General features: G+C 39.3%; 17 protein-coding genes and 1 pseudogene. 4 read left to right on the forward strand and 14 right to left on the reverse strand.

Features of this window, described 5'->3' with window-relative positions; translation table 11 throughout:
- The 7 genes from KJS58_RS23020 to KJS58_RS23050 all read right to left on the reverse strand — a co-directional run bounded on the left by KJS58_RS23020 (window position 1) and on the right by KJS58_RS23050 (window position 10005).
- Window positions 1-2595: an ATP-binding protein gene (locus KJS58_RS23020; RefSeq protein WP_202033000.1), complete on the reverse strand. Its 2595-nt coding sequence runs from the start codon at window positions 2593-2595 to the stop codon at window positions 1-3.
- Between the two features lie 18 nt (window positions 2596-2613).
- A complete protein-coding gene (locus tag KJS58_RS23025; RefSeq protein ID WP_191804988.1) occupies window positions 2614-3075 on the reverse strand; it encodes a TcpE family conjugal transfer membrane protein in 462 nt (153 codons plus the stop codon).
- Window positions 3076-3088: 13 nt separating this feature from the next.
- Entirely contained in the window at window positions 3089-3313 is a 225-nt protein-coding gene (locus tag KJS58_RS23030; protein WP_202033001.1) for a hypothetical protein, read from the reverse strand.
- An 11-nt stretch (window positions 3314-3324) separates the two neighbouring features.
- Window positions 3325-4392, reverse strand: a complete 1068-nt coding sequence (locus KJS58_RS23035; RefSeq protein WP_202033002.1) for a conjugal transfer protein — start codon at window positions 4390-4392, stop codon at window positions 3325-3327.
- Between the two features lie 17 nt (window positions 4393-4409).
- A complete protein-coding gene (locus tag KJS58_RS23040) occupies window positions 4410-6713 on the reverse strand; it encodes a TraM recognition domain-containing protein (protein WP_191804982.1) in 2304 nt (767 codons plus the stop codon).
- 4 nt (window positions 6714-6717) lie between these two features.
- Window positions 6718-7455: a replication-relaxation family protein gene (locus KJS58_RS23045; RefSeq protein ID WP_191804980.1), complete on the reverse strand. Its 738-nt coding sequence runs from the start codon at window positions 7453-7455 to the stop codon at window positions 6718-6720.
- A gap of 1134 nt (window positions 7456-8589) precedes the next feature.
- Window positions 8590-10005 carry a primase C-terminal domain-containing protein gene (locus KJS58_RS23050; RefSeq protein WP_191804978.1) on the reverse strand — a complete coding sequence of 472 codons (1416 nt, stop codon included), beginning with the start codon at window positions 10003-10005 and terminating at the stop codon, window positions 8590-8592.
- Between the two features lie 577 nt (window positions 10006-10582).
- Between KJS58_RS23050 and KJS58_RS23055 the strand changes: the two genes are divergently transcribed.
- The 3 genes from KJS58_RS23055 (at window position 10583) to KJS58_RS23065 (ending at window position 12550) form a co-directional block, all read left to right on the forward strand.
- Window positions 10583-11710 carry a ParM/StbA family protein gene (locus KJS58_RS23055; protein ID WP_191804976.1) on the forward strand — a complete coding sequence of 376 codons (1128 nt, stop codon included), beginning with the start codon at window positions 10583-10585 and terminating at the stop codon, window positions 11708-11710.
- Between the two features lie 17 nt (window positions 11711-11727).
- Entirely contained in the window at window positions 11728-12012 is a 285-nt protein-coding gene (locus KJS58_RS23060; RefSeq protein WP_191804974.1) for a hypothetical protein, read from the forward strand.
- 298 nt (window positions 12013-12310) lie between these two features.
- On the forward strand, window positions 12311-12550 hold the full coding sequence (locus tag KJS58_RS23065; RefSeq protein ID WP_191804971.1) for a helix-turn-helix domain-containing protein: 240 nt from the start codon (window positions 12311-12313) through the stop codon (window positions 12548-12550).
- A gap of 445 nt (window positions 12551-12995) precedes the next feature.
- Here the strand turns inward: KJS58_RS23065 and KJS58_RS23070 are convergent, their stop codons facing one another.
- The 7 genes and pseudogenes from KJS58_RS23070 to KJS58_RS23095 form a co-directional block, all read right to left on the reverse strand.
- Window positions 12996-13478 (reverse strand): hypothetical protein, encoded by a 483-nt coding sequence (locus KJS58_RS23070; RefSeq protein ID WP_191805318.1) that lies wholly within the window; start codon window positions 13476-13478, stop codon window positions 12996-12998.
- A 259-nt stretch (window positions 13479-13737) separates the two neighbouring features.
- Window positions 13738-16656 carry a Tn3 family transposase gene (locus tag KJS58_RS23075; protein WP_001240982.1) on the reverse strand — a complete coding sequence of 973 codons (2919 nt, stop codon included), beginning with the start codon at window positions 16654-16656 and terminating at the stop codon, window positions 13738-13740.
- A 3-nt stretch (window positions 16657-16659) separates the two neighbouring features.
- Complete coding sequence (locus tag KJS58_RS23080; RefSeq protein WP_000576156.1) at window positions 16660-17214, reverse strand: recombinase family protein; 555 nt, start codon at window positions 17212-17214, stop codon at window positions 16660-16662.
- A 354-nt stretch (window positions 17215-17568) separates the two neighbouring features.
- Window positions 17569-18306, reverse strand: coding sequence for a 23S rRNA (adenine(2058)-N(6))-methyltransferase Erm(B) (gene erm(B) / locus KJS58_RS23085; protein WP_001038790.1), 738 nt, complete (start codon window positions 18304-18306; stop codon window positions 17569-17571).
- A gap of 124 nt (window positions 18307-18430) precedes the next feature.
- Window positions 18431-18514, reverse strand: coding sequence for a 23S rRNA methyltransferase attenuator leader peptide ErmL (locus KJS58_RS23090; protein WP_033602770.1), 84 nt, complete (start codon window positions 18512-18514; stop codon window positions 18431-18433).
- Between the two features lie 48 nt (window positions 18515-18562).
- Window positions 18563-18646: pseudogene (locus KJS58_RS25695) on the reverse strand (MLS leader peptide); the annotation flags it as partial.
- A 247-nt stretch (window positions 18647-18893) separates the two neighbouring features.
- Complete coding sequence (locus KJS58_RS23095) at window positions 18894-19049, reverse strand: Spo0E family sporulation regulatory protein-aspartic acid phosphatase (protein ID WP_202032974.1); 156 nt, start codon at window positions 19047-19049, stop codon at window positions 18894-18896.
- A gap of 595 nt (window positions 19050-19644) precedes the next feature.
- Here KJS58_RS23095 and KJS58_RS23100 point away from each other — a divergent pair.
- Window positions 19645-20148, forward strand: coding sequence for a hypothetical protein (locus KJS58_RS23100; RefSeq protein ID WP_191805298.1), 504 nt, complete (start codon window positions 19645-19647; stop codon window positions 20146-20148).
- The last annotated feature ends 55 nt before the right edge of the window (window positions 20149-20203 follow it).

The raw sequence follows: 20203 nt of genomic DNA on the forward strand, positions 1-20203 counted from the left end.
TCATACCCCCATTCGTATTTTCTCTTGGCGTTCACGCTCATACTCCCGGTCTTCTTGGGTCGCGGTTGAGCTATCGAAAGCTTCCTCAATCTCTTTGTAAACGGGATGAATCCGGACTGCTGCTGTCCGGCCATAAATATCTTGGAACAGCGCCGTACCTCGGTCCAGACTATTAAGGTATTCTAGGTTGGATGGTGTAACGGGTAGCCCAAAATATCTCAGCATTTCTTCTGCTTCTTCAATTTTTTTCAGCGCAAAGCAAAACTTCATACCCATATTAGATACATCCTCGTCATAGTCCGTCGCATTTTGTGTCCCTTTAACCAAAGTCGTATTATAGTGACGGCCCATACGAACGATGAAATCCATCTGATTTTTCCCCTCCGATGAATTTTCAATCGTCTTGGATTCATCCTGCATAATGACTTTATGAATCGATCGATCTTGTTCCAGCATGTATTGCTTCGTAAAGGAAGTAATCGAAATCAATATGGCTTCGGAAATCTTCTCAATAGGTCGTGGCGCCTTGTTACCGCGCGGTAACTTCAAGTTCTGCACCATTAACACTTGCAGTGGTTTTGTGACCTCCAGGACCCGGTAATCTTGGCCCTTTTCACCAAAGAGTAACCCAGCAATCTGAGTGCGCTTCAATGTCTCGAGTGTTTCTACAATCCCCTGAACGGCTTCACGGTTGCGTTCACTCATATCTGCTATGTCAAGTTGTCCTTTGAAGTAATGTAGCACCCCTCCAAGACACGGATCATGCTGATCTCCCTCATGTTCTACGGCTTCACTTAGTCTCGTGAATCCCGGATCTCCCAAATTGAGATCACATAGGAATGAAAGAATGTCTAAAGAAATGTCCTTCGCTTCTTGAACAGATACGCTTGTACGAAACGGATCGAGACACCCTGCGTCCCGCTTATCTGCTCCGAGTGTCCAGACCGAAATAAAATCTGGCGGAATAAACGGTAAGCCCTCTGCCCACCCTTTCCGGTCCCCCTTTGGATCGATAATCAGTGCGCGCGAACCCGTAAGTACACATAGATAGGTGTAGAGATTTGCCCAAAATGATTTCCCTTTTCCGGTCATCCCTGCAATCATCATAGCTAAGGAATCGACCACGTTATTTACGCCTTCATATGCTTTTGCTGCTAGGTCCGGCTGAATGAATACGGGACGGTTAAGCTTGAGCGTCTGCCCGATATAAAAACCGCGATTGTCACCGATATTTGTTGTAGCACCAAACATCATCCCGGCCAGTTTCGTAGGTTCCACATACTGAATATAATCACTATTAATTCGCGGACTTGTCGGAATGAATTCCATAAAATATGCAATCATTTCCCCGTATGGACTAAGCAAGTGGATACCGAAAGCTTGCATTTCTCGCTTCAGTTCATCTACCCTCACACGCAGCTGATCTTTGTCTTTCGCAGATACACGGAAAACAAAACTACATCCATATGCCGGATAGCCAGTATCCGTAAACCTGCTTTCCATCTGGATAGCGCCGCTCTCCGCTTTCTCGGTGTTGAGATCTATGCTGCTGTCTCCCTTTTGAGCTTCCTGCCGCTGATCTTCATAGGAAAGCCTTACGTTACTAAGGTTTTTAATGATCTGATCGTTCCGAAGCAGGCCCGCTTTGACAGACACAGCAACCGGGAATCGAAGACGATTTTGGATATGGAACATCCATTCCGACCCTGGATGAAGACTATGTGGAGTCATTTTATCGGCAACCAGGTACTGGACATAACTTTCCTTAATTTCCTCGTCGACCATTTTATAAAGCTTGAGCGTCTTTTGATCGTATTCTTCAATTTCTGCATTCTGCAGCTCATAAAACGATTGCGCGCGCCCGCGGCGAGCTTCATGCTCCTTGCGCTCTCCATCGACACCAAAGACGTCTATACTGGTTTCGTATCCCTTCCGCAGCTTCGTATCGTTAGGCGTAACGCTAAAGTTCTGCTCAATCAGAAAAAGAGTTTCTTCCTTACTCAGCATCCGTACTAGTGAAGACATCGATTGACTAAGCGTTTCTCGCAGTCCTTCAGCCTGATGTTTGTACTGCTCAATATCTACTTTCAATATATCGTTAGGTTCGAGTCCCATTGCACGGTACACAGGTGATTTAAAACCATTGATGAAATCCGATAGTCCAGCAACGAGTGCTAATCCAGTGTTACCCACCTTCCTAAACTCATTTTTTTTGGGATCAAGTTGTACCCCAATATAGGTATGATATTCGTTGGTTTCCCGGGAAGCACGTTGATTACTGAGCGTCTGTTTTAGTCTCTCAAAATAATCAATTCCGTTCTCCTTCAGAGGATAATCCTTTCGTTTAATGTCCTCTATCGTTTCATCTAAAATCCCGTTTACATCCGTAAGGGACGGGATCATAAGAAAGTGGAGATCACTCATATTTTCAACATAATAAGATAGCTGATTATTGTAAGGGTGTATCTTCTGAACATAATCCCTGAAGTCATACCCATAACCTTCGACCTGATAATAAGCCCATACACTTCCATCCCGCCCAAAGGCTAGGTTTCCTTCAATATGTTTGGTTGGGAATTCGGTAAAAACCTTCATCTGCTCACCTTCCTTCCTCTAATCTCGCATGGTCATGTATCCTTTAAATTGATAATTGGTGCGTTTCTTCTTTTTTCTCAGCCGATATTCTCTTGTAGAAAGTTGACCGCCAAAACCGTATGATTTTGGCCGGTCAAGCTCCATCCCCTTAAAATACGTGACACGTTTTGATTTACGCATGTGATACAGAAACATACTTCTTGCAAACTTGATAGGTGATCGGTTCTCTGTTCCCACGTCGATAAGGAGATACGTAAGCATAAACGGTGCAGCAATTAAAAGAGAACTCGGAATTATTTTTAGAGGTATATTCAGTACAGGAATGTAATACCAAACAACCATAATGGCGGCGATACCGAAAAAGTAGCCGATAGACTTTAATTTGAGAGGACGCCCGACTTTAAAACCAGCAAACTGATACAGCTTGCGTTCAAACTTCAAAAACTCATTGAGAACAAACATATCTTTCCGCTGCTGCATAAAGAATGCCCCCTTAAGTTATGCCGACCATTTTTGTAGCCCACTCCGAAATTCTCCCTAAGACCTCTGGTTTTGCCACAATTGCGTATGCAACTAGCAGCACCATAAATGTACCAATAGCTCCGATAAACTGACGTTTAAAGGCAAGGACAATGGCGAAGAAAATAGCAGCAACCAAGATCAAATTTGCTCCTTGCTCTGATGCCCAGTCTAGCAACCCATCAAAACCAATATTCATATTGATTCCTCCTATTGTTGGTCTATTTTACTTACAACGTAGCGTCCATCTTTTTGTTTAATATCGAGTCTATAATTGGTTATAAAGCGGTCCTCAGAAACGGGATCTTCTAGCACTACAGTGGCAAAGACAATATAAGTTTCCATAGTTTCGCCCTGATAAACTTGCGAATTTTTAACGTTCACAAAATTCATGCGCTTATTTAAGCCGCTTGGATGATCTTCGTCTTCAAGCAGATACGCTAACTTGTCAGCAGGATCTGCAGCATAAGAACCAAAAAAGGTATCTAGAAAATTTCGGATATTTTGCTTCACTTCAGATTCTGCTACGTCCTGAAGGCCAGCCATCTGGTTTGTTGCAACAACGGTGGTCTGCGGATTGATGTAGGTATATTTTGGCAGATCATAGATTCCGTAATTCTGAGCATAAGCAACTGGTACAACAAAGAATTTACTGACTTCTTTAGATTCATATTTCGTGGTTGTCGTTTCCTTTTTCGTCTTTTCGTCTGTTGTCACAACTTCCTTTGGTATACCAATCTTCTGATACACCTTAAGGGTAACGTAAGCCTTGTTATCGCCCTTTTCCTCGATATTGGCGATTTCCGATGATAACAAAACCGATGTGGTTTTTAGTGAAGTGGGCTCTAAACCAGCGTGTGGATCAATACCTTCAGCTAGATATGGCGCGAGACGCTTTTGACGCTTGGCCAGTGCTTCGCTTCCTGGCTTCCAAGTAAAATACTCCTTGGCAAAGTTCTCGGCGTATTGAACAGCTGTAGTCGTTGTGGCCGGGTTTAGTGTTGGAGTTTGTTCCACAGCTCCTGCGCTCACTTCCTCTTGCTTTGACGGATTCAGCGTGGAGAAGAAAAATACCAGAAACACAAAGCTAAACATGATCCAAAAAACAATCGTTCCAAACTTCCTTGTACGATATCCACGTGGGCGATAGGCTTTGCGTTCTTCTACCTTCGGTTTCTGTAAGACCCGAAAAAACCGTTTACTCTGCTCCATAGCAGACACTTTTTCTTGCCGCGGCGCATCAGCCTCAGCTTTCCGCTTGGCTAAACTTTTCGCCATAGTTACACCTCCTGTATTTAAGCACCGATTCCGGTAAGATCTAGTGCATTACGAACATAGACACGGGCTACATAAGGTGCTCCTTCCTGATCGATGGTCTTCCGGCACAAGAAAACTTCTCCGGTTCCAAGTCCGCGAATATCATCCGGATGTGCCCGGTAGCGCTGTACCATTCGTACCGTTCCCATTTCAGATTCAAACCGCTTTTTCCAAACATTCTTTTCGACCTGACTGGTGATATCTGCATCTTCATAAGTACCGCATGCAGCTGCAAGTACTTCTGCATCTGCCGGATCGTTAACCCGGCCTATCATGTACGTATTACAGTTATTGATGATCTGCCTTGTAAGGACAGGATCAACGGCATCAATATCTGACAACCCTTGTACAGACAACAGGCACTCAAAACCAGCTGATCTACTCTTATTGATAACATCCACCACTTCGTGGCTGACATAAGCTGAAAATTCGTCGTAAACGGACATGATAGATTTCTTGCCTTCTTTTTGGCGGTAATCTACCAAGGTGTTCACTTCCATAATGACGACACGGCCAAGTGTCTTGATATAGTCCTTATACTTGTTACCTGAAATGGAGAATATCGCAACTTCGTTGTTATCTGTAATCGTTTTGAGATCTATGCCGTTCTCTCTTTCTACAAATAAGTGTCCTAGATCCGATTCAATGAGTTCGCCCAGCTGATTACGTAAACTCGTGAGTGTAGTAAAATTGATTCCGGAAGATTCATTATCGTCGTCCTCTTCTTCTAATCCAAAAAAGCGATCCCGATAATAATCGATTTTTCTTCTCAAATCCTCGTTCCACTCTATCTGATACTGAACCTCGGACTCACTTGAATCCTCGGCATCATCATCTTCAAGCCCTTCAAATAGCTCGCTTGCTCTCACTGAAGCTGTTTCTTCTTCTGGTTCTGCTGGAGTAGGTTCGTCTAGTAAATCAATGACTGGAGCATTCTCAGCGTCTTCCTTTGGAGGCTGCTCGGGTAATTCCTCAGGTTCAAGCATAGCTTTAGGCTCATTCGGTTCTAATGCATCTTGGATCCCAAAAAGGGAAGCAAGAGAATCAAAATCCGGATCTGCTGGTAATGTTTCATCATCCTGCAGTTTCGTAGTTTCTTCACTATTCATTTCAGTGGATGGTTGTGGTTTTACTTCCGGTTCCTCTATTTGTGCTGGTTCTAGGGGATTTTCTGGAGGAAGTTCTTGATCTATAACAAGCTTAGCTGGTTTTATTGGTTTGCTAACCTCAACCATCACTTTTGCTCGTTCTGTCTGTTCAGTGAGGAACCGTGCAACTGTAGATTTTGCTGTAAATTGGTATACCGTCTCAAGTTCTATAGGCTGGTTAAAATCTCGAAGCATCCGAAAAACCAGCTGCAGAAATCTGGAACAGTTTGTTTTATAGAAAGGTTCGGACCATTCAAATAAGTTCATGACCTTATCCCGCAGCTGCGTTGGAGATCCATGCCGCAGAAAGTTAAATGAAAGTTCGTCTATGTCTGTAAACATGTGGACTTTGCGCCCATGTTTCTCACACATTTCTTTAAATTCCAGCATGGATTTCAGTTCGCCCTTACCATCCATGAAGATAATAGGCTTGTTTTGGCGTAATGCATTTTCCACGTTCGTTCCGATCAGAACGGTTTTACCACCGCCAGTTGTGGCAACGGCCAATATATGCTGGTTTGGCTCATGCGCTTTCAATGCCACTCGCTCCTGAAACTCGTCGTATCCAATAAAATTTTCTGCTGAGTTGGATTTCCGAAATTGTAGCTGTTTTTTATTTAAGTATTTCTCTCTGTTTAGTCGGAATTTTTGGTATTCACGTTCTTTTTTTCGCTTCCTAAGTCCATCATGCTTCGACTTGATGATTTTACTTCGGTAGTATTCGATAAATGGATGCGCTGCATTGGCTATCAGGATCCCTAAGGACAACGTCCCTAAATAGCTGTAAGCATTAATGGGAAACGGTTTGTTCTGATTCAAGTATTCTTCTGCTAGTGGGGTAACGAACGGGATCTCAAGCCAGGACATAAATCCCAGTAAAGCCATCCATTCATTCGTACCATGGATGATAAGTAAACCAAGTACAGCCACTGGCAGGAGTGTGTACAAGATCCATTTCCTTTTGATCCCAAACACGACTCCCACATAAATTAGCGCCGCTGCTATAAGAGCAAATAAAGTAAAACACGCAGCCACTAGCCCGATCACAGCAATTGCTATCTGTCCTACCGTCCTGGCTTCCTCATCGTTTCCTCTGCCTTGTAGTAGTTGATCGTCGTCAGCACTTCGCTGCACATGTTCAGCCCCTTACCTCTTCCGGTAGGGATTTCACGCCGATTTGCTTAAATACATTCACGCCAGCTTCGGTTTCTGCAGAACGGGCTTTATTTGCCCACTCTTTTGCCACTAGAACCTTCGCACGTTCGATAGCGTTACCCACCGTACCGTTAGGAACAAAATACCAAACATCCGTATATTTCCCCTCACGGATCTCTCGTGCATACAAATCAATCTTTTTTTGCAGCCTGGATACCGTTTTTGTATTCAGTTCGGCTTCAACGGCTATCGTGTGATTCGCTAACAGAATGACAAAGTCGGGCAAAGTTTCGCGGATCTCATTCCACTTTTTAAGCATTTCCGCTTTACCTCGATCTTCTAGCAACTCAAAGCGATATTCCCGTTCGGTTTTATAGTCGAATTTTTGATTTTTCAGTTGCGCTTTCAAATGCAAAATTAAATCATTAATGATCAAATCATGCTGCGCTGTATACAACGTTGTATCATTTGCAACTGTAACAGGGTAGTCTAAGAAATCCCTAGCATCACGTTTGGGAAAATAAACGTTTAACGTAAGTGCAAGCTTTTTCTTCCACACCATTCCTGCTTTCTCCAGCTTCCTCAGTCTGCGGTACACATTATGGATACCATCCTCTTGAATGTGGGTTTGGATTTGCTTTGATGTGACAATTCCATGCTTCAAAATGAAGCGTAGAATCTCTAAATCCTTCTCCTTAAAGTCCGTATATTTACTTAACAAAAAAGCGCCCCCCGTTCGTTGTCTAAATCACTCTCCTTCTAACTATACCAAATTTTGCTTAGCAACCCTAAACGTTTCTAGGCAGTAACTAATAGCGTAACTAAAGTCATAAGTTAACCATCATTTTCCAGCCTTGTTAGTCGAAGTTTGTAAGTGAACATTATTAGGTATCTGTCTCCCAAATCAACAATACATGGCGACCTACTTTAATGGGAACACTCAGCAACTAGCTCTCACTTAAAACCATGACTCATACAGCCATTTCATCTACCTATGAGCTGTAGATCCAATAGTGTAACTAAAAACGTAACTAAGGCTATAACTAATCACCAATTATCGCTGTTCATCAAAGACCTAAAAAGTCACGTTTACGAACAGAAAATATATATCCAGGACCTGTGACGACCTGTCACAATCTGCAGTAAATTCGCTACTACCTCGCTGTTATTTCTATACGTAGCACTCACCACAAACAATATAGTACCCCGCAAAAATGTTCTCCACGATCCGCTCTAAAGTAACTCTAACCTCACATTCACATCAATACTCCGCACTAACTTAACTCCCACCTCCACACTAACTCACAACCTCACCTATAACTCCTTCTCTTTCATCTTTTCTCTTTTATCTCTTCATCTTCTATCTCTTCCTTATCACTCATCCCCCCCTCCCTTACTACCTCCTCTACCTCTTTAACTCTTAAATCTTTAAATTCTTAAATCACATTCACTCACCATACTAACTTAGAATCCATCCACCACCCGTGATTCCTGACCCCAACTACGGACGTTGTGTAGGTGGGGTCAGGAATTGCTTTCGGGTGGTGGATGGATTCCGCTCCCCAGTAGCAGTAAGGCATATCGTCAATTATCACTAGTAACTAAGATAGTATAGAGTCGACAGCTTAATTAATGCTATAGTTAATAGCTTTTGTATCGGCTTAGTTACACCTTTAGTATATCAAAGCAGGGCAATAAACTTCCAGTAAAATGTAAAAAATGACCATAAATTGGATACAAGCTCCCAGAAAAACAGACATAAAATAGCACCCGTATGCAACAGAAGAACTAGAGGGAACAAAAACTAGACCATAAGAGGCAGACAACAAGCACGGAAAAAACAAGGCACATCCGATCAAGGAGGATCAGACCCAGGCAGCCAAAAGTGCACATACATGAAACGGCAAACCAACAGGCCGGACCCACCCACCACCGTATCTAGAATAAGTGTATTGGAGTCTGGTACATTTAAACTTTCTGTTTTCAAACTGTTTGTTATAGTAGCAGGGGCTATGTTGTTTTTAGTACGTTCAGCAGCTTCCTCCAAGGCTCCCGAAACAAGACGAATGATCGTCTTCGCTGCCCGTCCTTTACCGGTAACTTCTACGGTGATACGTTCCGATTCCATTAAACTGCGAATTACATGCTGAAAAGACGACAAAGACATGCCCCAATAAGCGGCTAATTTTCGTTGTGAATCTATTATTTCATTTCCAGGCAACACCTTTAGAGATTGGATTATGTCATTTTCCCATTCGTCAAAATGGCTGTTTTTTCGTTCTTCTCTTGGTTTTGCTGGCTCCCAAATAGACCCATATTTAAATGGGATTCCAGATAGCTCGGTGACGAAGGATGCTTTCGGGCCTTTTTTCGCCCCTTCACGGTATGCACTTTTTATTTTTTTATCTATTTGCCAAGATGGCAAAGGACTATCCAAGAGTTCATTCCAAGCATGTAATTTTGAAGCAGCTTCTTCGTCTGAATACCCTTCCACCTTAAAAGCCAGTGCCAAAGTATAAGCTGCCCTATCTCTGGCACCTACCTGTACTCCTTGAAGCAATGCCTGGAAGGCTGGATGCTTTAGTATCCCTCTGCCACTTAAATCAGCGTGTCCAGAAGCCCTAGAATAGCTTGTACGGCTATCTACGTGGTTAATCCAGTACCAGTCATTTAAAGCGTCAAATGAAACAGTAGAATCCGTTTGAAAGATAATGTTATTGTCTGTGGGAATCCGGAAAAATCGTTCAGCACCGATTGCTTGAAGATCAGCACCAATTGCTTCGGCCATAGTACGCTGAAGCAACTGATAATGGCGTACAGCATTAGAGTAAGCCTTACGAGGTTGATCTAAAATAAAGTGCACATGAAATCCACCTGAAGGTGTCCGGACAATAAGGGAAGGTTGCGGCAAACCAGCTGCACCAATGCGATCTAAAAGATCAGGCAAGATTAGCCCTTCATTTTGGCCGTTTTTGGTATCAACGTCCAAAACAACAGCATTTAGCCAGCGAAGGGTTTCCTGAGCGCGCCGATCGTTGCGGTAAAATGTATTTGGGGTGTAGTACGTGTTACTCTCAGATTGCGATGCCAATGTATCATATGACCGGCATGCATTATATGTATGGCAATCTTGGCTGGTATAAATCCAACCAAAATCATATCCCCTGCCAGCACCTGCTTGTTTGTGCTTGCTGGGAACCTCTTGAATTTGCGATCTGAAAAAACGACGTAATATATGGCCTTGCGGCACCTTAGATTGCACTGTAGACATAAGAAAACTCCTATTTCCGCACCACCTGCCTATAAAAAAGGCAATAGGAAAATAAGAGTTTATACTTTACTTTTTTTTCGCAATTAGGGTATAATAGACCTAACAAAAAGGTTAAGTTATTATTGAACCTCAAATAGAGCTTTAAAAAAGTAAAGCACAATCTCCTGTGATTTTATAAAAGAAGTCGGTCGCCAAACGGAAATCTTTTATAAAAAAGTGGTGGTGCTTTATTTTTTTTTGTTTTATATGTAAAACCGATAGTTAATTTATAAGTTAGTAGATGTAGATACGTTCTGTTTCTATCATGATTTTGCCACTATTCTATCATTTTTGCAAGCATTTTTGATTCATATAAATGAGCAAAAGGCGCATTTTCAACGAAATGCGCCTTTTTTTTCATTTATAATATACCGGTATATTACCGGGTATAAACTATTTAAGATTTAAAAAGTGCCGGTATATTACCGGTACTTTTTTCGATGTGTTCTATTGACATACCGCTATATTACCGGTAACATAGCAGGTAGAGCGGTAACTGTACCGTAAAAATACCGGTAATAAAGAGAGGGAGAAAAAAATGACTATTTTCTCGTTAGATCTAGGAAATAAGCAAGTGAAACTAATCTCTGAAAAGACTTTAGAACAGCAACGTGTCGCATCTAGTAAAAAAAAGAAGGGTGAATCTAAAACTCTAGTAGAACGTTTGGGAGCTAAAATACTACCCTCTCACTATCTGGACTATGACGATCTAGGAGATCAGCGCACAGCGCTCCATACTAAAGACAAGCTACATATAAAAAAATACGTATCTAGCAAAGATGCTGAATTCGCCTATGCCTGGGGAACGGATCTGCATTTAGTTCATGCAGAAGAAAAGTTTATTAGTACGATTGGCTTTGAGGATCGCTATTCCCGCCGCGAATTTAAGGTGCTAGCGGACATGTCGATAGCTGAGCTAGCTATTGACTATGAAGAAGCAAGAACAGGCATACTAGAAGTGACCGTAACGACTGGAGTACCAACAGACGATTTTACCGAAGATGCAGTAAAGGCTCTTACGGAAACTTTGTTGGGTGATCATAATATCAAAGTTGACGACATCAGTTTAAATGTTCGTGTCAAAGAAGTTATTGTCAATCCACAGCCAGTCGGAACGGCTTATAATGAAGTGCTAGACATTGATGGGTTTATCGTTGAAGAAAAGGCGAGCCTTTTAGAAGAGCAAGTCGTCGTCGTAGATATCGGCGGTGGTACAATGCTGATTGATACATTAAAAAACATGAATCTAAGCAATCCACGGACTCAAAAACCAAGCGGAGCATACGAACTCTATGATCGAATTGTTAACCTGGTTACTGACTCAGGAATCAAGGGTCTGACCTCTTATGAAGTCGAGATGATCCTTCGCAATTCAGATCCATTAGAAGGATATTTCTTTAAACCAAATAAAAATGAATCCTTTAATATTACACCCTATGTTAATAAAGCCATTACCAAATACACGAGGGATGTACTTAATATAATTAGCACGACTCTAAAAGCTACACTACGGAACGATACAATGCTTTTAACTGGTGGAACGTCAAATCTAATTAACCAAGAGGAAGTTAAAAGCCAATACCCATACGCACAGTTTGTTAAAGATGCAGAAATTGCCAATGCCCTAGGATTTTACAAATACGCAAAATCGATGGTAACGGCTTAAGATCGGAGTGATAAACATTGAGTGATAGAGTACGGGTCGAAGTCACTTTTAATGAAAAAAAGCATGCAGATATCCTAGAAGCCATGAAGCAATATGGTAGCCAAGCTGGTTTCCTCAAATTTGCTGCTATTTACTTCTTAAATGCCACAAAAAATGAAGATGTTACTGCTGCTCCAGCCCCTAAACAAAGCACTCAGCAGCCTGCTATAGAAGCTACAACTGCCAAACCAGCAACAGAAAAACGCCGAAAACTCCCTCCAGGTATTGGAGGACAAGCGTTTACTTCTCGTATGAAAGATTAGCCGAAAAAGGGTGTTCTCCTTGAGAACACCCTTTTAAGTTACTTAAATTCAAATGATGAAATTATTTTAAGTTACTTAAATTAAAACACAATATTTTATTTTAAGTTACCTATTTTATTTCCAAGGAGAAACATTGTTAGAACGCAGGACAGATGCTAATATGATGTTGTTGAGACACCCTTAACTAAAACAAAATTATAAATTTAAAATTTACATACATAGGATTTTAGGATCAATTTTCAAATGATCATAATATTTAAAAGTCATAAAAAATTTAATGTTGGAAGGAGTCACTATAGTGGGGATTAATGAGGCGATAACCACAAGAGTCCGTCTTCTATGCAAAGAAAAAGGTTGGACAATAAACGAATTGATTAGACGATCCAATGTAAAACAATCGACAGTAGCAGAGATTATGTCTGGAAGATCTAAGTATCCAACGATTATTACACTTGTAAAATTAGCAAATGGATTTGGAATCACTCTTTCGGAATTTTTTGATGATGATCTCTTTCTAAATCTAAATGATTATAATTAAAAACAAAAAATCGCTAGGTGAAAAAGTACACCATAGCGATCATTATTAAAAATAAGTAGGTGTTTTCAATTAAATCGCATCAACTAATCAAGAAAGTATAATGTCTTCATATCATCTTATCTATTAAAATATCGTTCCCATATTATCCGATAAAGTAATAATGCTACAACTATTGTGATAACCCGATACAAGAATGTTCCTACAATAAGATTTAATGGCACCATTAAAAAACGCACTCCCTTTTTTTCTACTATTTCCCTGTAAAAAAATATATTAACATAAACCTTCATATATACGAAAGAATCAATTGAATAAAAATATTAAAGTAACTTAAATTCCTGATATTGAAATCTTTTAAGTTACTTAAATTCAAATGCTACAATCCCTTTTAGGTTACTTAAATTTAAATGTTGAAATTGTTCGTAATCTCGCTGCTTTGGAACAATTACTTTGGAGAAAATGTCATTGGTTTTTGATTACTTTCCTCCATTTGCTCAATGATGCTATTTAACATGTTATCCGTAATTTTTATCGGATAGTAACCCACTCTATCGCGTAAAATGTTTTCAATAATCCATGCTTTTCGTGTCCAATACTGGTAATTCTTCGCACCTTCATTTTGTCCGGACTTAAATTTTCCAGGCTGCAATTCGGCTCCTTTATTAACCACTCGGAGCAGATTGTATGTGCGCTTGCGTTCATTGCGAACCAGCTTTAGTAGTAAGGTCAAATAATAACTGTCCTTTTCCATAAGTTCCTGTGTCGGTCGCTCTGCAGCTGACAGAAACACTACTTTCTCAGCTCGTAGCGGCCTTCTCATCCCGTTTTCTTGCACCTCATCCCGGTAGACTTCCATATCACAAAATAAGCAATACAGCCCCTTACCGACGGGTTCAACAGCTGAACCACAATACCCACATGTTTGCATGATCTGGCTCCTTCCTGGCCATTTTTCTTCATCATTTATTTATAGAATCCGTTATTCTGTATGAAATGTTAAGCTCAAAAATCGAGGGATCCGGGAAAAAGTTCTTCACCCAGAGTCGATTAGTCAAACAATTGGCTTCTCTTTTTGTTTTCCACTTCTACTATACTGGTTAATGAGTTCATCTAAGGGGTCCCGAGCGCTTAGTGGGAATTTGTATCGATAAGGGGTACAAATTCCCACTAAACCAATGTTTCAAGGCCTATTTATTTTTTATATTCAATTCTCTTAAGTGTTTAGGAATAGATAACAAGTCAAATTTATACTCTCCAAGAAAAGTGATATGCTCCCAATTAATAGGAGATACATGCTTCATATACTTAGTTACTTCGGGATCTATTTTGACGAGATAATTATAAGCTGCTTGTAAGTAGACGGCGTTCCATATACTTATTGCATTTATTAACACATTAAGCGCACTAGCACTTTGAAGTTGTCGGCGAATATCGCGCTCCATAAATTTTCCGCGTCGCCCAAAAAATAGTTCTCTAGCTAAAGCATTAATCGCTTCTGTCTTATTTAGTCCATGAGTGATCCTTCGCCGTAGCTCACTATCTGTAATATAATCTATCATAAAAATGCTCTTTTCAATGCGACCTAGTTCTCTCAGTGCAAGAGCTACTCTATTCTTACGTGCGTATGAGCCTAGCTTTCCTAATAGTAAAGAACTAGATACTTTTCCTGTTTGAATCGAATAGGCGATTCGTTTAATTTCATCATAGTTTTCTTCAATAATTTTTACATTGATTTTTCCGCTTATATCTTCTGATAAGTTAGGGTAGTAGGAAGGTGATTTGATAGAAAATAATTGTGATTTTTTTATATTTCTGATGCGAGGTTCAAAATCAAAGCCTAGTAATGCGGTCATTCCAAACACCTGATCAGAATACCCATTTGTATCAGTAAAATGTTCCTCAATATCTAGATCTGTTTCATGATAAAGTAGGCCATCAAGGGTATGAGTAGCTTCCCTTGTATTAGTTGAAGCAACCTCGATATGATGAGTCGTATGCCTATCATTTATTGATCGAATCATTGTAGCTCCTTTTTCCATACTTTTGTAATGTGGATTAACATCGGATTTTAGAGCTGAGACGCCCACTGGGACGCGCATTCCGTCTGAAGCAGTGGTTTTTCCTTCACCCCAAAAGTCTGCAACAGGAAGCTTTAACTGATAATTAACCAAAACAGATTGAGCACGAGTCAGAGCTTCTTTATAAAAGCGCCATTGTTTGGCATTGGCTAACTGAGAATAAGAAATTCCAGGAGTTGATTGGGCCATTTTTTCAAGACCAATATTCATCCCTAAACCCAGCAAAGCAGCAAAAATAATTTTTCTTTCTTGTTCACTCGGCGGTTTCCCTGTAGAATCATGACTAAATTCTTGTGAAAAGTTGGTCCAACTGTCCACCTCAATTAAAAGATCACTAAGCCTTATCTTAGGAATTATTGAATAAAGTTTTTTTCTATATATTTCTGCTTCGCTAGGTGTAACTTTTTCCAACTTTTTAAGGTTTGCTCTTGAAATTCTCTTATCAACTGTCGAATAAAATTGAAGCTGTAAATCTAAAATTATTTCCCGATCCTTTAAATAGTCCTCAAACGTGTCTGGAATAGTTTCTGAATCAATACAAGCAGATAAATCAACTAAGTAATCATCAATATTTCGATGGATCATACTTCCTTCAACTGAAATATCTCCTGATCGAATATTGTTCTTTAGCTCGGTGAAAGCTACTAACTCATAGTAAGACCGATCTATTTTCCCCTCTTCTGGCCGAACAAGGCTTTTCCATTTTTTACTCACAAAATCAGTAGAAGTATCTGCCGGTATTTTTCTTTTACCACTATTGTGTAAATCAGTTAGTTGAGTTAGGGCCATGAGGACTGGATTTGCTGCCGGAGTTGCTTTGAACGAAAGGGTCCTCAATAACATTGGCGTGTATCTTCGGAGGTAATTAGCTTTATTTCGAACCATTTCTAAATAGCCATGATTTTTATTACCTGTAATTTTTTTAGCTTCTTCTCCATCTTGTACTAAATCTTCCCAAGGCATGATTCGTTCAATTTCGTCAAAAGGATTACTATCATTATCTTTTGCAAAGTGAAGAGCATCAATTAAAGAAGCATAATGTTCCAATTTTTTAGTAGCCAATTTTCCTTTTTCTTTTAACTGTTCTTGTGAATCACGTGTCCCTTTGCGTTTAATACTTGCTAAAATGCGGTCATTAATCTCAATCAGTTGATCGATCAGATATTGATGATGATTGACTAAAAAAGCAATAAGTAAAGAGTATCTTTTTTCAAGCTCAAAACGGGAGAAGTCATATGCATCATAATTTTCCCCTAGTCTAGCTAGCTGAAGAAACCTGTTCCGATTAATATGGGAGACATTAATTGTCCCGAGTCCCATGGAAGCAATCACTTCCACTTTTTTACAAATACTCATAAAGCTTTCTGGATTTGCCTTACCTGGAATGTCTTTTAGCCAAGCGAGTTTAGTTATTTTCGTCTCTTCATAAATTTGAAACAAACTCTCTAGTTTTTCAATTTGTATATCTGTTAATGAACAGAGCAATATTGAAAATAAGTTGTTTTCTGCTTTATCTCGACAGCGGCTTATAATGTCTTCAAGTGTAGCTATAGATGGAAAAATAATTCTTTTTCGAGTTAAGAAATCAATTGTTTTTTTCATTAGATAGATAGAGTCATCATTTTCTAAAGCTAGTTCAATTAAATATTCTATTAACTGTTTTTGTGTATTAGCACTACCGAATCGATGATAGTTGAATACTTCTAAGATCTCGTTGAAGTGATTTGCACGTGTATTTCTATGATCATATGAATTTAAATCAATTGCATCAAGATGGAGCTGTCGACTCACATAAGAAGTTAGTCTGGTTGATTTAATCGGCCAATTACTTAAAGAACACCCAGGATACCGGGCCAAACAAAGTTGTATCGCAAATCCTAGTTTATTGACCTTTCCACGGTGTTGATTAATAACCTCCAGATCATAATCAGAAAAACTAAAATACGCTTTAAAATCCTCTTCTGATAAGTGGTCTACAGAAAGAAGTTGTTCACGCTGTGAAGTAGTTAAAATTCTTTTCATAGCCATATCTTAAGCATTCCTTTTATTGAGGTAACGGTAAAAGGTTGTTTTGCTTAATTTAGAGGCATCAAGAATTTGACGAATAGAATACTCTTTGCTGTCATACATTTTTAAAGCTAAATCAATTGATAGCTTACCTTTACTTGGACGGCCCCCTTTTTTTCCTCGGACTCTGGCTGCCTTAAGACCAGAGTTAGTTCGTTCAATAATAATATCCCGTTCCAGTTCTGCTAAACTAGCCATAACTCGGAAAAAGAATCTTCCCATAGACGTTGAAGTATCTACGTTATCTTGAATAGATATAAAATTGACACTAAGTTCTTCAAATAATTCAGAAAGTTCAATCAAATGTTTAGTTGATCGTGAAATTCGATCTAACTTGTAAATGACAACAGAATCTCCTTCACGTAGTAGGTTGATCATTTCTTCTAATTGCGGTCGGTCTTTTTTCGCACCAGTTACTTTTTCTTGAAATAATTTATCAATTCCATAATGAGTAAGTGCATCAATTTGTAAACTAAGATTTTGATCATCCGTACTCACTCGAGCATAGCCAAAAATCATAAAAAAACCTCCTTAATTTTATAATTTAAATGTACCATAACTCATTAAGTATAACTATATAGGAACTATGAAAAAGGAACGGATTTTGGTACTTGATTTACTTAAAAAACATTTAGAAAAAGCAGGAAAATGAAAAGGTACCATAAACGGTCGTTTATGGTACCATTCAAATTTATCCTTATTGTACAAAATAACAGCGAAATTTTTAAATCTATTCCTTATCGATACAAATTCCCCGTAGGCGCTAGGGACCTCTTTAGCTCCTTGGAAGCTGTCAGTAGTATACCTAATAATTTATCTACATTCCCTTTAGTAACGTGTAACTTTTCAAATTTACAAAAGCGACTCATAGAATTATTTCCTCCCGTTAAATAATAGATAACTATTAAAAATAGACAATACTTGCTCATAAGTAACGGTACTTAAATTGTTTACTTTGGCGTGTTTCATTGCTTGATGAAACTGATTTTTAGTAAACAGTTGACGATATTCTCGATTGACCCATTTTGAAACAAAGTACGTATATAGCTTCCAATATTTATCTGGAACATCTGTGGTATGGCGGGTAAGTTTTATTAAGACACTGTTTACTTTTGGTTTAGGATGAAAGCATTCCGCTGGCAGCTTAAGCAATTGCTGAATCGAGACTTGAGTGTGCAAGAGCAACCCTAGTGTTCGGTGAATATCCAAGGTACGCTTGTAGAATCCTTCTTCAACAATCAGATAGATGTCAGACGCATGGCTTTCAAAAACCACTTTTTTAATAATTTGTGTGCTTAAATGGTAAGGAATATTCCCAACAATTTTATACCTCTGTTTGTTAGGGAATTGAAACTGTAGAATATCTTGGTGAATTAAAGTGACACGAATGTTCAGTTTTAATTTTTCTGACGATAAGTTGAATAGATGACTGTCTAATTCAATAGACGTTACCTGTTTACTTATTTTAGCCAGTTTCGTCGTTAAATGCCCTTTACCTGTTCCAATTTCGTAAACGGTATCGGTTTCTTTTAAATTCAATTGTTTTATTATTTGGTTGAGTACTTTTTCACTCGTTAAAAAGTTTTGAGAATATTTTATATTTTTGTTCATGTAATCACTCCTGAAGTGATTACATCTATAAATAAATACAGAAGTTAAACGATTTGTTTGTAATTTTAGTTATCTGTTTAAAAAGTCATAAGATTAGTTACTGGTAGGAATTAATCTAACGTATTTATTTATCTGCGTAATCACTGTTTTTAGTCTGTTTCAAAACAATAGATGTTTTATCTACATTACGCATTTGGAATACCAACATGACGAATCCCTCCTTCTTAATTACAAATTTTTAGCATCTAATTTAACTTCAATTCCTATTATACAAAATTTTAAGATAATGCACTATCAACACACTCTTAAGTTTGCTTCTAAGTCTTATTTCCATAACTTTAGGGTTAACCATACGCAAGACCAATCACTCTCGGACAATACTCATGATTTTAATGATAAAATCCATGTTAAACCCATAGATAAGAAATACACCTGCAATAACCGTTACCTGTTTGTGCCAATTTAAAAATGCACCACTTTTTTATAATTAAAACGGTTGAAAACTGTACCACTAATAACTCACAATAGAGAGATGTCACCGTCAAGTTAAATGTACAAAATAACAGCGAAATTTTTAAATCTATTTCTTATCGATACAAATTCCTCGTAGGCGCTCGGGACCCCTCTAATAGCATCGATTGCTTTATTACAACCGGATGTTGAAAATCGTTATTGTATTCCTTAGCCAAGGCATTAAGCTGCTTTCTAGCTTGTTCAATACAGTCCCTGTTTTTTTCGATCAAATCAAACCCCTCCTAAGCGCATCTTTCTTCATCCTTACTGTTTTAGAATTGGGTTAAGAAGTTTTCGACTATAAATTGCCTTGTAATGATACAGCGTAGCGTTATCATTATGCTGTCATATCTCCCCTGAGGCGCATCAAAGCGCCCTTGATCTTGGCTCCGTGCGGGGTGTAAAGCGAAGGACAGGAACATAGAGCGCCTTATCCGGGATGCTTTGTTTCCCGGGTTAGGCGCTCTTGTTATCGGCCTAAGTAACCCTGCAGCGGTGCGTAGCCGCTCTTAGACGGGTGGTCTTGCCGCCTTAGAGCGGGTAGCATCAGCCCTAACATCTTTCTGTTTCTGTGAAGTCTCTATCTTGCTTTAAAATAAGCACCTCCAGCTGAAACAAGATCGTTCCCCCTGGTAGAGCTAGATCCCTTAAAAGCTTCCTCAAACCTCCATTTATTTAAGGCTTGGTTAAAACCAAGCCCAGGTTGAAACCAGATCCGAAAAAAGGATATACCTAGTGCTATTGCTCTAAACTTTTTAAAGACGATCATTTAAGTAACCTATATTATAATAATTAAAGTTACTCAAAAGATAAGGAGTGAAACTTGTGAACGAGACTCATGATCCGCGCCCTGTTGGCCGTCCCTCTCAAGGAATTACCAAAAAAGTTTCCTTAACGCTAACCACAGAAGAATGGACAGAAATTGAAGATTCCGGTAAGACTGTAGCTGCCTTTTTAAAAGATAAAATGAAAAAACAGCCTGATGTTACCCTAAGACCTGAATGGGAAACGCAGCGTATTCCCATCTCCTATCCTCGCCCTCTAGCTGAAGAATGTTGGGACACTTATCTAGACCGCACGGATGAACAACTATCATCTGACATCATAGATGCCGCAAAAGAGTCAATGTTTCGAGTTCTCTATCCTAACCAAGCGGAAAATGTAATTGTAGAAGTAAAAGACCAGTACATATGCCCCTTTACAGGAAAACGGTTCGGATCTATGGATAAACTCGTTAGCACTGCCATCCCCACATTAATCCAGTGGGCTACTGCAAAAATAAATCTTGAACTAATAAAAGCTGCGAAGCGAGAAAAGGAAAAGAAGTAGTGCATTTTATTTAAATGAAGAGGGGGTCCAGGGGGAGGAATCCCCCTGGCGAAAC

Origin of the sequence: Paenibacillus sp. J45TS6 (genome assembly GCF_018403285.1) — a bacterium.
In the GTDB taxonomy this organism is placed as follows: domain Bacteria; phylum Bacillota; class Bacilli; order Paenibacillales; family Paenibacillaceae; genus Paenibacillus.

What these genes read in the sequence shown, in the direction of transcription:
- KJS58_RS23020 (WP_202033000.1), bottom strand. Translation starts at nt 2,595, where the DNA reads ATGAAGGTTTTTACCGAATTCCCAACCAAACATATTGAAGGAAACCTA.
- KJS58_RS23025 (WP_191804988.1), bottom strand. Translation starts at nt 3,075, where the DNA reads ATGCAGCAGCGGAAAGATATGTTTGTTCTCAATGAGTTTTTGAAGTTT.
- KJS58_RS23030 (WP_202033001.1), bottom strand. Translation starts at nt 3,313, where the DNA reads ATGAATATTGGTTTTGATGGGTTGCTAGACTGGGCATCAGAGCAAGGA.
- KJS58_RS23035 (WP_202033002.1), bottom strand. Translation starts at nt 4,392, where the DNA reads ATGGCGAAAAGTTTAGCCAAGCGGAAAGCTGAGGCTGATGCGCCGCGG.
- KJS58_RS23050 (WP_191804978.1), bottom strand. Translation starts at nt 10,005, where the DNA reads ATGTCTACAGTGCAATCTAAGGTGCCGCAAGGCCATATATTACGTCGT.
- KJS58_RS23055 (WP_191804976.1), top strand. Translation starts at nt 10,583, where the DNA reads ATGACTATTTTCTCGTTAGATCTAGGAAATAAGCAAGTGAAACTAATC.
- KJS58_RS23070 (WP_191805318.1), bottom strand. Translation starts at nt 13,478, where the DNA reads ATGCAAACATGTGGGTATTGTGGTTCAGCTGTTGAACCCGTCGGTAAG.
- KJS58_RS23075 (WP_001240982.1), bottom strand. Translation starts at nt 16,656, where the DNA reads ATGGCTATGAAAAGAATTTTAACTACTTCACAGCGTGAACAACTTCTT.
- KJS58_RS23080 (WP_000576156.1), bottom strand. Translation starts at nt 17,214, where the DNA reads ATGATTTTTGGCTATGCTCGAGTGAGTACGGATGATCAAAATCTTAGT.
- KJS58_RS23090 (WP_033602770.1), bottom strand. Translation starts at nt 18,514, where the DNA reads ATGTTGGTATTCCAAATGCGTAATGTAGATAAAACATCTATTGTTTTG.